This is a genomic window from Tritonibacter scottomollicae (assembly GCF_032924845.1).
GTDB lineage: Bacteria > Pseudomonadota > Alphaproteobacteria > Rhodobacterales > Rhodobacteraceae > Epibacterium > Epibacterium scottomollicae.
Genome location: NZ_CP136704.1, coordinates 2,434,926 through 2,446,678, shown reverse-complemented (window position 1 = coordinate 2,446,678; position 11,753 = coordinate 2,434,926). Strand labels below are relative to the sequence as shown.

Here is an 11,753-nt window from a genome sequence, read left to right as displayed (position 1 = left end):
CCGATCCGACCGCGCCCGATGGTGCGGCGGATCGGCGCGATATTTTCAGGGAGAGAGCATATGAAATTGTTTCGGTACCGCACGGCGGACGGGGTGAAGCCGGGTCTGATGGATGAGTCGGGCGTGGCGCGGGATCTGTCGATCCACGTGGGAGATGTGACGCCGGAGACGCTGAACCCGTCGGTGTTGGCCGGGATCCGGGCGCTGGATGCCAGCGCCTTGCCGGAGCTGTCGGGCGAGATTGACTACGCCCCCTGCATCGGTTCGGTGGGCAAGTTCCTCTGCATCGGACTCAACTATTCCGATCATGCGGAAGAGGTGGGTGCAACCGCCCCCGAACACCCCATTCTTTTCATGAAAGCAAATTCATGCATCGTCGGGCCGAATGACGAGATCCGCATTCCAAGGGGGTCGACCAAGACAGACTGGGAAGTCGAGCTGGGCGTTGTGATCGGAACTGCGGCGAAATACGTCACTGTGGAAAGCGCGCTCGATCATGTTGCGGGGTACTGCGTCGTCAATGATGTCTCAGAGCGGGATTTTCAGATGCAGCTGACCGGACAATGGACCAAGGGCAAGAGCTGCGACACTTTTGGCCCGATCGGGCCGTGGCTGGTGACGGCTGATGAGGTGGCTGATCCGCAGGCGTTGGCTCTGTCCTGTGACGTGAATGGACAGCGGATGCAGACCGGAAACACCGACAAGATGATATTTTCGGTGGCCGAGGTCATCAGCCACCTGAGCCAGCTGATGACGCTCCACCCGGGCGATGTGATCGCAACGGGCACGCCTCCGGGTGTCGGGATGGGGCAAAAGCCCAATGCCATCTTCCTGCGCGATGGTGACGTGATAGAACTTGAAATTCAAGGGCTTGGGCGTCAGCGACAGCCTGTGCGCGCGGACGACTGATCGCAGAAGAAGGCGAGACCCGGTCGGTGTTTTCCGGGTCTCAGCGGCAATAGATTTCGTGCAGGCTCTCGAGGATTTTGGTCGCCGGTCCGTCGGCCAGCGAATAATAAACTGTCTTTCCAGAACGGCGTGCCACCACCAGGCGGTCTTCGCGCAGGCGTGACAACAACTGGCTCACGGCGGCCTGCCGTTTATCCAGCAGCTCTTCGAGGGCGCCGACCGAGAGTTCCTTTTCCCCGGCCAGATAGCACAGGATCATCAACCTCCCCTCATGCGCCAGGGCTTTCAGCAGTGCTGAGGCTTCCGATGCGTTATCCGCCATGGAGGCTACAGGCATGTCCAGTGTGTCAGTCATCATATAGGGTCTTCTTTCGCAGCCGTCTGGATTCCTGGGGAGCAGGAAGGAATGCATCAGAACAATCACTGACGCTTAATAGAGTAAGGCCACGGATCTCCGTGGCCTCGCAAGAGTTTCGATAAAAATTTATTCTTTTTAGCAAACCTTTGCTTACGCTTTTCTTCTCGCCCTCACTTTATATAGGGAGGCGGTTGGTGTGTTTTCAACCCTTGGCAGGTGGTGCGCCGCCCTCAAATGCATTGCCGTTCGCGTAATCACAGGGCGCTTCCTGCATGTTCAGATGCAGGTCATCCCCGGTGAAGGGGTGGGCGCGGGCCAGGTCCTCGTCGACGTCAATACCCAGGCCCGGCGCGTTGGGTGGGGTGATATAGCCGCCCTCGACTGTGATGCTGCTCTTGATGAGCGCGCTGTGGAATGGGGTCTCGATACATTCGGCCATGAGGATGTTGGGGATCGAGGCGGCGAACTGGATGTTGGCGGCCCATTCAACCGGTCCGGCGTAAAGATGGGGCGCCATCTGCGCGTTGAAGACCTCCGCCATGGCGGCGACCTTCTTCATTTCCCAGATGCCACCGGCCCGACCCAAGGCGGGTTGCAGGATCTCCGCGGCACCCGCGCGCAGGATGGCGCCAAATTCCGCCTTCGTCGCGAGCCGCTCTCCGGTGGCCACCGGGATGCGCACGCCACGGGCGACACGGGCCATGTCCTCGACCATGTCGGGAGGCGTGGGCTCTTCGAACCACAGGGGGCTGTAGGGCTCCAGGGCCTGGCCGAGGCGGATGGCACCGGCGGTGTTGAACTGGCCGTGGGTGCCAAACAGCAGGTCGGCGCGGTCTCCGACTGCCGCGCGGATGGCCTTGCAGAAGGCAACCGACTGGGAGATGTCGGACATTGCGGGCATATGGCCGCCGCGGATGGTATAGGGACCGGCGGGGTCGAATTTCACTGCCGTATAGCCGCGCGCGACCGCATCGGCGGCGGATTCTGCAGCCATCTCGGGCGAGGTCCAAAAGGCGCTGATGTCATGCTCGGGCAGCGGGTAGAGGTAGGTATAGGCGCGGATGCGATCGTTCATGCGGCCGCCGAGGAGCGCATGCACCGGGCGGTCCCGCTGCTTGCCGAGGATGTCCCAGCAGGCGATTTCCAGCCCCGAAAACGCGCCTATGACGGTGGGGTCGGGGCGCTGGGTGAAGCCTGAGGAATAGGCACGGCGGAACATCAGCTCGATGTTTTCCGGGTTTTCGCCCTGCATGTGGCGGCCAAAGACATCTTCGATCACGGCGGTCATGGCCTTGGGCCCGATGGTGGACGCGTAGCATTCGCCCCAGCCGGTGATGCCGGTGTCGGTGGTGACTTTGACGAGGATCCAGTAGCGCCCGCCCCAGCCGGGGGCCGGGGGCGCGGTGATGATGATGTCGAGGTCCTGGAGTTTCATGTCTCTCGGTCCTTTGAGGCTTGGCAATCGGGTGGAGGGGGAGCGCGCGCCGGGGCCATCGAGGCCCCGGCGCGCGCGGGTCCGGGCCAACGGGCCCGGATCCCGGCGTTCTGGTGCTGGTCTCAGCGGTTGAACAGGATCACATTGCGTTTGGCGCTGCCGGTCTTGGTGTCGGCGATGGCCTCGTTGATCTCCTCCAGCGACCAGCGGCCGGAGATCAGCTCGTCAAGTTTCAGACGGCCCTGCTGGTAGAGGTCGACGATCCAGGGCACATCGCGCTGGATCACCACATCGCCCATCTTGGAGCCCTGCAGTCCCTGACCAAGGGCGGCCATGACCACAGGTTCATACTGCGCGGTCTGCCCGGAATGCGGCATGCCGATCATCACCGCGCGTCCACCAGGGCCAAGGTAGCGCGGCGCCTGGTCATAGGCGGGGATGGCGCCGACGGTGATCAGCACCACATCGGCGCCCTTTCCGCCAAGCGCCTTGTATGCGCCGCGCCAGGGTTTGGCCTCGGTCGCCAGCACCCCGTGAGTGGCGCCAAATTCGCGCGCAATTTCCAGCTTCTCCGGGCTCATGTCCACGGCCACAATGCGGCGGGCACCTGCGATGCGCGCGCCCTGAATGGCGTTGAGACCAACACCGCCGGCACCAATCACCACCACGTCCTCGCCGGCGCGCAGCTTGGCGGCGTTCACCGCGCCGCCGATGCCGGTGATGACGCCGCAGGAGATCAGCGCTGCCACCTCCTTGGGCAAATCGGCAGGGATCTTGACGATCTGGCGGGCGCTGACCACCACCTTTTCGGCAAAGGCGCCGCATGCCATGGCCTGAAGCAGGGGCTGGCCCGCTGCGGTGGACAGCGGCCCATCAAGACCATCATAGGGCGTGGTGCAACTCACTGGCTGGCCACCGGCGCAGGTGGGGCAGCTGCCGCAGGCGCGGATCAGCGTGACGATGACGTCATCGCCGTGGTCGAACCCTTCCACACCAGCGCCGATAGCGGAGATGCGCCCGGCGGCCTCGTGCCCGTAGACGGCGGGCAGGTGGCCACCCCAGGCGCCTTCGGCAAAGGAGATATCGCTGTGGCAGATGGCAACCGCGTCCAGGGTGACTTCAACCTCGCCCTGTCCGGGAGGCGCGATCTGAATGTCATCGAGTGTCAGTGGTGCACCAAATGTGTGGCACACGGCGGCTTTGATGGTTTTCATGGTCGGTCTCCCCGTCGTTCTTGTTCAGGGTGACGTTGCCCACTGGGCACTGCAATGTGGAAAGCGGCGCGGATCTGTCGGTTTTACGCCACGGCATGTCAGGAGAGTGCAGCGGTGATGCATCGGGATTGCCGCCTTGGACACTCCGCCGGCTGTCTGTTGGGTGCCGGTTGCGGGGTGTGGCGTGACGGCGCTATCGGGTGAACGGAAGGGCAATTTGGTCGACCAGTTCTGCCAGTGGACCGGGCTGCGACAGGAATGGCGAATGCGAACTTTCGAGCATATGTACATCCTTCTGCGGCCAGTCGGCGCACATGCTGCTCTGATATTCCGGCGGGATGGTGCGGTCCTGAGTACAGCGGATATAGGCCTTGGGCAGCTCCGCCCAGGCCGACGGCACGGTAAGCGGCGTGGCCTGTGGCGGGATCGGCTGCGCGCAGAGGTGTTCCAGCGCGAAGGAGACCGCTTCGGGCGGGCAGTCGTGATAGAACAGCTCCGGCGCGGCGTTCGGGCGGATCGTGTAACTGTGGCCGTCGTCCGATTTCACGGCGGCATCGCCGATGGTCTGGCGTGGACCCGCCTTGCGCATGTCGATCAGGGAGAGGCCGGAGACTGGCACATAGGCGCAGAGGTAAATCAGGGCGCGCGGACGTGCGTATGCCACAGCGCCGGTGATCGGAAAGCCGGCCCAGGAATGGCCGAGGACAATGGTCTCGGGCGTGATGTGATCTGCGACGGCCCGGCAGGTCTCATCAAGCGTCACGGTTTCAGGCGCGCGGTCATCGCGGTGGCCGGGGAGGTCTATGGCGCGCACAAAATGACCACGGGCGGCCAGCGCCGGGGTCAGGTCGCGCCAGCACCATGCTCCGTGACAGGAGCCGTGAACGAGAAGGATATCAGCCAATGTGTCCAACCTCTTGCAGGAATTGAGTGAGCCGCGCGCCGTAGGCTTCGGGCTGGTCGATGGGGGGCACGTGGCCGCTGCGCCGCATCAGCGCAAACTGCGCGCCGGGGATCAGGTCGATGGTTTCACGCACCAGATCGGGCGGGGTAGAGCCATCCTCTGACCCGGCGATGCCAAGCGTGGGCAGGCGGAGGCCGGAGGTGGGCGTGTAGAAATCGGTGCCCGCCACCGCGGCGCAGCAGCCAAGGTAGCCTTCGACACTGGTGCCTTCGACGATCGCCTCCGTCGGGGCATGGGCACCGGACTTCAGATAGGCGCGGGGAAACCAGCGCTGCATGGTTTCGGCGCCGATGGCGGCAAGGCCATCGGCGCGGATCGCCGCCATCCGGCGCTGCCAGATCTCCGGCGTGCCGATCTTGGCGGCGGTGTTGGACAACACCAGCGCGCGGATCAGGTCGAGCCGTTTCACCGCCAGTCCCTGCGCAATCATGCCGCCGATGGACAGGCCGACAAACAGGCTGTCGCGGATCTCGCAGAACTCCATCAGCCGTTCCGCGTCGCGCACCAAAGCGCCCATCGAATAGGGGCCCTCGGGCACCGAAGACCCGCCATGGCCGCGCAGGTCGAACGTCAGAATACGCAAGCCGTCGGGCAGCGTCGGGATCACCCGGTCCCAGATGCGCTGGTCGGTGCCAAGCGCATGCACAAGGACCACGGGCGGCGCCTTGGCAGGGCCATGCAGGGTGTAGTTCAACTGGACATCGCCAAGGTCTGCGAGGGGCATGGGCGGGCTCTTGCTATCTGTTGCCGCGCGACCATAGACAGATGCGTCGCGAGAGGCCAGCGATGGGAGAGGCGAAGGGGGCTTCCCCTTCGCGCTCACCGGAATGTTGCCGGTTGAAGGACCACTCAGGAGAAGCGGCTGAGTGCCTCGACAAAGGTATCCCGGTCCACATTGCCGCCGGTGGCAACAGCGATCATCGCATCGCCTTCGATCTGGTCGCCATGGAACAGCGCGGCGGCGAGGGCGGCAGCACCACCGGGTTCCAGCACGATCTTCAGCCGTTGGAAGGCAAGCGCCATGGCGTGCTGGGCTTCGGTGTCGGTGATGGTGAGGCCGGGCCCGCAAAGGCGCGACAGGATCGGCCAGGTGATCTCGCCCGGGGCCAGGGTCAGGATGGCGTCGCAGATGGAGCCAGTGGGGGCGGCGTTGCTCTCGATCCGGCCCGAGGCCTGCGAACGTGCCACATCGTCGAAGCCTTCTGGCTCTGCCGGGCGCACACGCAGCCCCGGCGCACGGTCCTGCAGGGCCAGCGCGATGCCCGAGGTCAGTCCGCCACCGCCGCAGCAGACCAGTACATCGCCTTGGGTGACGCCCTGTTCGGCGGCCTGTTCGGCGATCTCCAGCCCGGTGGTGCCCTGGCCCGCGATCACTTCCGGCTCGTCATAGGGTTTGATGAGGGTGAGGCCGCGGCTCTCGACCAGCGGCGCGGCGGCGGCTTCGCGGCTTTCTCCAGCTGCGCGATCATAGAGCACCACTTCGGCACCCAGGGCGCGGGTGTTGTCGATCTTGAGCCGGGGCGCATCAGCGGGCATCACGATCACCGAAGGCGCGCCATGGGCCTTGGCCGCCGCGGCGACACCCTGCGCGTGGTTGCCCGAGGAATAGGCGATGACGCCGCGTTTGCGCAGGTCGGGGTCCAGAGCCGACAGCGCCGCCCAGCCGCCGCGGAACTTGAACGATCCGGTGTGCTGCAGGCATTCGGCCTTCACGAACAGGCGCCGACCGGCGATCTCGTCAAGGAAGGGCGAGGAGAGGAGCGGCGTGCGGCGGGCGTGGCCCTTGAGGCGCGCGGCGGCGGCCTCGATCATGGCGAGCGTGGTCATTGGGCGTCTTTCAATACATCGTGGATGAGGGCGAGGGCGGCCGGTTCGTCAAGGAAGGGGATATGGCCGCGATCCGGCAGTTCCACGGCGCGCAGGGCGGGCAGGCGGCGCTGCATCTCGGCATAGGTCTCTGCCGACAGGATATCGGAGTGTGCCCCCCGGATGACCCCGGCGGGCAGCCCGTCGAGGGCGGCAAACCACGGCCAGAGGCTGGGTTTCTCCTCCATCTCGGCCAGGGCAGCAGCCTGGGCCAGCATGGCATCGCGCAGGCGGGCGTCATAGCGTAGCTCCAGCCCGTCCGGCGTCTCTTTGTAGAAAGTCTGCGCCTCTTCCAGCCAGCGTTGCGACGGAACGCCGGGGAAGGCTGGCGCCATCACGGCCTCCAGCGTCTGGGCGGCCTCGGCATGGGTTTTCGCGGAAGGGCGGCGACCGAGGTAGTCGAAGATGCGGCCCAGACCCTCCTCGGCGATATCGGGGCCAACGTCGTTGAGGATCACCGCCGACAACCGGTCGCGGGCGGTACCGGTTATCGCCATCGCCACCAGCCCGCCGCGCGAGGTGCCAAGCAGGGCCGCGCGAGCCAGCCCGAGGTGGTCCATCAAGGCGATCACATCCCCGGCCTCGGTCAGGATGTTGTAGCTGGACGGATCTTCGGCATAATCCGACCGCCCGCGCCCACGCAGGTCCAGCAGGATGACGTGATAGGCAGAGAGATGCGGCAGCGCATAACGGAAATCCTGCCCGTCGCGGGTCAGGCCGGGCAGGCAGATCAGCGGCAGCCCGTGGCGATTGCCGTGGGTCTCATAGTAGAGCGACAGCCCATCTGGGGTGGTGAAACGGCTCATGAAGATGTCTTTCTCAGGTGGTGTAGCGGGCAGTGCATCAGGCGGTGGCGGCGATGTCCGGGATCGGGGTCAGGTCGCTCAGGACATGCGCCGGGCGCCAGGGCAGGCGGTCCACCGGCTCATCCGCGCGATTGACCCATGCGGTGGTGAAGCCATAGCCGGTGGCGCAGCCCGCGTCCCAGCTGTTGGAGGAGACAAACAGCACCTCGGGCCGTTCATCGCCAAATCGCTGGCCGACCAGATCATAGACGGCCGCCGCGGGTTTGAAGATGCCGACGCTTTCGACCGAGAGCACATCATCGAGCATGTCGCCAAGCCCGGCGGAGTCCACAGCCCCGGCCAGCATCTGCGGCGACCCGTTCGACAGGATGGCGGTCTGATAGCCCGCGTCCTTGAGCGCGCGTAGCATCGCGGGCACCTCCGGGTAGGCGGCAAGTTCCCAGTAAAGGTCCAGCAGCCGTTGGCGCAGGGCGGGCTGAGCATCAAGACCGGCGGCCTCCAGCGACCAGTCAAGGCCGTCCTGCGTGACCTGCCAGAAATCCGTATGCGCCTCGGTGACGGCGCGCAGCCAAGTATATTGCAGCTGTTTCAGCCGCCAGGTTCGTGCCAGTGTCGCCCAATTGTCCGAAAGCTGCGGGAATTCCGGCTCTGCTGCGGCCTGTCGGGCGGCGGCGGCGACGTCGAACAGCGTGCCATAGGCGTCGAAAATGCAGGTCTTGATCGTCATTTGGAAGGCCTCCGTGTTGGCAGCGAAACTGCCACAAGCGGGGCCGGGTTCAATGGGCTAAATTGTGTTGGTACGGGTTTACTCTGCTGCCATGAGCGTTAGGGTGGCCTCTTATCATTCGGGCCCTCGGCCCAAAAACACACCTGAGAACCCGAAAGGGGGTCATCATGACCGCGGTAAAAAATGGCGACACGGTTCGCATCCACTACACCGGAAAGCTGACAGACGGTACCGTCTTTGACAGTTCCGAAGGGCGTGATCCGCTCGAATTCACTGTTGGCGCCGGCCATGTCATCAAGGGCATGGATGATGGCATGCTGGAGATGGCCGAGGGCGATTCAAAGACGCTGGAGATCGCTTGCGAGGACGCCTACGGGCCGATCAACCCCTCTGCCCGTCAGGCCGTGCCCCGCGAGGGCATCCCGGAGGACATTCCGCTGGAAATCGGCACCATGCTGCAGATGCAGACCCCCGAGGGTCAGGTGCTGCCGGTGACCGTGGTCGAAGTGGACGAGACCAATGTGACGCTTGATGCCAACCACCGTCTGGCGGGCCAGGATCTGGTCTTTGACGTGGAGCTGGTGGCGATCGCCTGAGGGCGGACCACGGCTGAAAACGCGGGCCGGCGGGGGAGATCTCCCGCCCGCTCGCAGACGCGAATACGCGTCCCTCCCGGTTGGGCCGGGCGCCGCGCCTGCGGCGCGGCGCGGTCCGTTGCGCCAGTGTTGGGGCCCTTAGGGGGCCAAACTGTCATGTGATCGGGGCATCAAAACCACCCAAAACTTGTCTAAATTGCGCGACGCATTTTCGAGGCGACCCGAGGCGTCTTCATCTGGTGTTCATTTCTCCCGGCGACGCTTGCGCCAGCCCTGCTGCATCTTTGGGGCGGTGGGTGGAAAAGTTAAAACCGGAGTTTTAAAATATGCGTAATCTGCTTCTCAGCACTGTTCTGACCATGGGTGCCACCATGGCGCAAGCTACTGAATATTTGAATGTTTTCACTTGGGATGGATATGTTCAGCCGGATGAGGTTGCCGCCGTCAACGACATCCTTGCGTCCGAAGGCTATGATATTGAGGTTCGCGTGCTGGACACTCTGGCCGAAGGTCCGGAGCAGATGTTTGACGTGATCCGTTCAGGCGATGTGGATGTCTCTTTCCTGACGCTGAACTACATCAACATGGAAGGCTTTCCGTTCTCCAACCTGCTGCAGCCGATCGACACGTCCTCGCCCCGTCTGAGCAATGCCGAGGCACTTCTGCCGGAGCTGAGTGCGATCCCGATGGGCATGTCCGACGCCGGTCCGCTGTACCTGCCGTTTGGCGGTGGCTCCTACGGGATCTGGGCCAATGACGACGTGGTTGCAGAGCATCCGACCTCGGTTGCGGATCTGCTGAAGCCCGAGTGGAAAGGGCAGATCTCGCTGACCTCCGGCCAGGTGCAGCCGAATGTGGCATTGGCGTTGATGTCCATGGGGCAGTCGCCCTTTGCGGTGCAGGATGCCTCCGGTGACCGCAAGAAAATGGCGGCGCTACAGAAAGCCGATGGTGAGTTGCAGCAGACGATGAACGCGCTGCACGATCAGGTCGGCTTCTTCTGGAGTGCAGGCCCGGAATTCCGCGACGACCTGGCCTTTGTGGCCTCCTACGGTCCCGGTGCAGCGGCTCATGTGGCCTCCGGTGGGAACTGGAGCATCGTGAACTTCGACGAAGGCAACACCGTCTGGCTCGACACCATCAACTTTTCCAAGAAGCTTGAGGGTAAAAAATTGGAAGCGGCCGAGATCTTTGCCAACTACTTCATCGGCAAGGACGTGCAGGAGCGCATCGTGAACGGTCTTGGCATGGTGGCGGCGACCACGCAGGTGGATGCGAATCCGATGCTGGATGACAACCCGGAGTTCTTTGCTGAAGAGCTGTTCTGGCCGCCTTATACCAAGCTGGCCAACAACGTGATGAACATGTTGTCCAAGCGGGCGTCGGAAGCGGGTAGCTGACCGAAACCGCCAGTGTGAAAGCTAGAAGAGAGGGGGGGCGCTGCGGCGCCCCTTTGTCGTGGTCGTGGACAGGGAGGCGAAACGCTGTCGCTAGCAACGTCGTCTGCACGGTGCGGGATGCGGCGGGCCCTGCGCCGACCGTCAGTGCTGCAGCAGCAGTGAGATACTGCGGGCTGCGCGCTGCGCAAAACGGCTTAGATCCGCGGGATCGGTGCCCGCCCGCACCCGCAGACCCAGCGAATGCAGTGTGGCAGCCGCCAGTTCAGCTGCGGACTGACGGGTGTCCTCCGTCGCGTCTGGTGCCAGGTGGTTAAGCAGGCGACGGAACTGAGCGTCAGTCTGCGTGACCCGCTGCATCAGTCGGCTGCGGATCTCCGCATGCAGGGGGGCGGCTGCGACGGCGGTGGAGAACACGAGGCAGCCGCGCGCCTGCTCAAGGGGCTCGTCACGATAGATTGTAAGCATCGCCATGTAGATGGCCCGTAGCGCCTCTTCCGGCGTGGCATCGCGCGGGATCTGCCGTGCCAGATCGCCCTGCACACGGATGACAAAATCATCCATCGCGCGTAGGAACATCGCTTCCTTATTTCCAAAGGCGGCATAGAGGCTGGGGCGCACGAGGCCGGTGGCCTTTGAAAGGTCATCCAGCGAGGTCGCCGCATAGCCCTTCCGCCAGAAGGTCTCCATGATTGTCTGGCGCACCGCACGTTCATCGAACTTACGCGGGCGGCCCCGACCGCGTGTCTGCCCCACCTTGCTCATTCGGGGAAGTCCGCCCCGTGCATCACATCGCAGAAATGCGGCTGGTGAAAGCCTGGCACATGGCGATGGGCCACGTCGGCACCAAAATTATGCATCGCTGTCATGGGCTTGGCTTTGTAGATCCGGGTGAGTGCTTGTTCCATGGCCTTTTTGAAACCGAGACGGGGGTAGGCGTCAAGCACCTGTTCCATCACCTCCGGGGTGATCTGATCATGCGGGATGACGCCCACATCCAGACCTGCGCCGATCTGCACCAGCGCGGCCTCGGGTGATTTTTTCTGCGGGATCGAAAATGTGGTGTGCAGCGCAATCGCGTCCCAGACCCGGTCGATGCGCGATTGTTCGACGTTTTGCGCTGCTAGGAAGGAGGCGGCGGCTTCGGCGGCGTCCACCTCAAACCGGTCATCCGCCATATATTGCTCGGTCAGGCCGAGGTCATGCAGCATGGCGGCGATGTAAAACAGCTCCGGATCATGTTGCATGCCTGTTGCCCGAGCGGTGAGGGCGCCAAAGACAAATGACCGGCTGACGTGGTTGTAGAGAAACGGATCGCTGGCCATCCGCGCCATCTCCTCGGCAGCGGTGCAGAGCGCGGTGTCGGGCGGGGTCACAAGGTCGGTGAGAAGCATCTGAGATATCCTGATTAAGACGGCTTCTCTTTTATTATGCGATTCGGTACAAAATAAAAGAACCCAAGCTCAAGATGACCTGAGGCA

13 protein-coding genes are annotated in these 11,753 nt (G+C 63.7%); 3 read left to right on the top strand and 10 right to left on the bottom strand.

Features of this window, described 5'->3' with window-relative positions; all coding sequences use genetic code 11:
• Window positions 1-60 precede the first annotated feature (60 nt).
• Window positions 61-909 (top strand): fumarylacetoacetate hydrolase family protein, encoded by an 849-nt coding sequence (locus tag R1T40_RS12235; RefSeq protein WP_317384316.1) that lies wholly within the window; start codon window positions 61-63, stop codon window positions 907-909.
• A gap of 40 nt (window positions 910-949) precedes the next feature.
• Here the strand turns inward: R1T40_RS12235 and R1T40_RS12230 are convergent, their stop codons facing one another.
• The 8 genes from R1T40_RS12230 to R1T40_RS12195 all read right to left on the bottom strand — a co-directional run bounded on the left by R1T40_RS12230 (window position 950) and on the right by R1T40_RS12195 (window position 8,279).
• On the bottom strand, window positions 950-1,267 hold the full coding sequence (locus R1T40_RS12230; protein ID WP_106161872.1) for an ArsR/SmtB family transcription factor: 318 nt from the start codon (window positions 1,265-1,267) through the stop codon (window positions 950-952).
• 202 nt (window positions 1,268-1,469) lie between these two features.
• Entirely contained in the window at window positions 1,470-2,702 is a 1,233-nt protein-coding gene (locus R1T40_RS12225; protein WP_317384315.1) for a mandelate racemase/muconate lactonizing enzyme family protein, read from the bottom strand.
• A 122-nt stretch (window positions 2,703-2,824) separates the two neighbouring features.
• Entirely contained in the window at window positions 2,825-3,916 is a 1,092-nt protein-coding gene (locus R1T40_RS12220) for a Zn-dependent alcohol dehydrogenase (RefSeq protein ID WP_317384314.1), read from the bottom strand.
• Window positions 3,917-4,109: 193 nt separating this feature from the next.
• On the bottom strand, window positions 4,110-4,820 hold the full coding sequence (locus R1T40_RS12215) for an alpha/beta fold hydrolase (protein WP_317384313.1): 711 nt from the start codon (window positions 4,818-4,820) through the stop codon (window positions 4,110-4,112).
• Window positions 4,813-5,604, bottom strand: a complete 792-nt coding sequence (pcaD, locus tag R1T40_RS12210) for a 3-oxoadipate enol-lactonase (protein WP_317384312.1) — start codon at window positions 5,602-5,604, stop codon at window positions 4,813-4,815. Before pcaD ends, R1T40_RS12215 begins: the two co-directional genes overlap by 8 nt.
• 125 nt (window positions 5,605-5,729) lie before the next feature.
• On the bottom strand, window positions 5,730-6,707 hold the full coding sequence (locus tag R1T40_RS12205; RefSeq protein WP_317384311.1) for a threonine ammonia-lyase: 978 nt from the start codon (window positions 6,705-6,707) through the stop codon (window positions 5,730-5,732).
• Entirely contained in the window at window positions 6,704-7,552 is an 849-nt protein-coding gene (locus tag R1T40_RS12200) for an alpha/beta fold hydrolase (protein WP_317384310.1), read from the bottom strand. Before R1T40_RS12200 ends, R1T40_RS12205 begins: the two co-directional genes overlap by 4 nt.
• A 37-nt stretch (window positions 7,553-7,589) precedes the next feature.
• Window positions 7,590-8,279, bottom strand: coding sequence for a haloacid dehalogenase type II (locus tag R1T40_RS12195; protein WP_317384309.1), 690 nt, complete (start codon window positions 8,277-8,279; stop codon window positions 7,590-7,592).
• Between the two features lie 167 nt (window positions 8,280-8,446).
• On the opposite strand from R1T40_RS12195, the gene R1T40_RS12190 reads away from it, so the two are divergent.
• Both R1T40_RS12190 and R1T40_RS12185 read left to right on the top strand, forming a co-directional pair.
• Window positions 8,447-8,875: an FKBP-type peptidyl-prolyl cis-trans isomerase gene (locus R1T40_RS12190; protein ID WP_106161888.1), complete on the top strand. Its 429-nt coding sequence runs from the start codon at window positions 8,447-8,449 to the stop codon at window positions 8,873-8,875.
• Window positions 8,876-9,201: 326 nt separating this feature from the next.
• The gene (locus R1T40_RS12185; RefSeq protein WP_317384308.1) at window positions 9,202-10,275 is read left to right on the top strand and encodes an ABC transporter substrate-binding protein; all 1,074 of its coding nucleotides are present in this window, start codon (window positions 9,202-9,204) and stop codon (window positions 10,273-10,275) included.
• 141 nt (window positions 10,276-10,416) lie between these two features.
• On the opposite strand, the gene R1T40_RS12180 is transcribed toward R1T40_RS12185, so the two are convergent.
• A complete protein-coding gene (locus R1T40_RS12180) occupies window positions 10,417-11,037 on the bottom strand; it encodes a TetR/AcrR family transcriptional regulator (protein ID WP_317384307.1) in 621 nt (206 codons plus the stop codon).
• Window positions 11,034-11,666 (bottom strand): HD domain-containing protein, encoded by a 633-nt coding sequence (locus tag R1T40_RS12175; protein WP_317384306.1) that lies wholly within the window; start codon window positions 11,664-11,666, stop codon window positions 11,034-11,036. The genes R1T40_RS12180 and R1T40_RS12175 overlap by 4 nt, the downstream gene beginning before the upstream one ends.
• Window positions 11,667-11,753: the final 87 nt, after the last annotated feature.

Excerpts from the sequence above, each read along its gene's own strand:
- R1T40_RS12235 (WP_317384316.1), top strand. The coding sequence starts at position 61 with ATGAAATTGTTTCGGTACCGCACGGCGGACGGGGTGAAGCCGGGTCTG.
- R1T40_RS12230 (WP_106161872.1), bottom strand. The coding sequence starts at position 1,267 with ATGATGACTGACACACTGGACATGCCTGTAGCCTCCATGGCGGATAAC.
- R1T40_RS12225 (WP_317384315.1), bottom strand. The coding sequence starts at position 2,702 with ATGAAACTCCAGGACCTCGACATCATCATCACCGCGCCCCCGGCCCCC.
- R1T40_RS12220 (WP_317384314.1), bottom strand. The coding sequence starts at position 3,916 with ATGAAAACCATCAAAGCCGCCGTGTGCCACACATTTGGTGCACCACTG.
- pcaD (WP_317384312.1), bottom strand. The coding sequence starts at position 5,604 with ATGCCCCTCGCAGACCTTGGCGATGTCCAGTTGAACTACACCCTGCAT.
- R1T40_RS12205 (WP_317384311.1), bottom strand. The coding sequence starts at position 6,707 with ATGACCACGCTCGCCATGATCGAGGCCGCCGCCGCGCGCCTCAAGGGC.
- R1T40_RS12200 (WP_317384310.1), bottom strand. The coding sequence starts at position 7,552 with ATGAGCCGTTTCACCACCCCAGATGGGCTGTCGCTCTACTATGAGACC.
- R1T40_RS12195 (WP_317384309.1), bottom strand. The coding sequence starts at position 8,279 with ATGACGATCAAGACCTGCATTTTCGACGCCTATGGCACGCTGTTCGAC.
- R1T40_RS12190 (WP_106161888.1), top strand. The coding sequence starts at position 8,447 with ATGACCGCGGTAAAAAATGGCGACACGGTTCGCATCCACTACACCGGA.
- R1T40_RS12185 (WP_317384308.1), top strand. The coding sequence starts at position 9,202 with ATGCGTAATCTGCTTCTCAGCACTGTTCTGACCATGGGTGCCACCATG.
- R1T40_RS12180 (WP_317384307.1), bottom strand. The coding sequence starts at position 11,037 with ATGAGCAAGGTGGGGCAGACACGCGGTCGGGGCCGCCCGCGTAAGTTC.
- R1T40_RS12175 (WP_317384306.1), bottom strand. The coding sequence starts at position 11,666 with ATGCTTCTCACCGACCTTGTGACCCCGCCCGACACCGCGCTCTGCACC.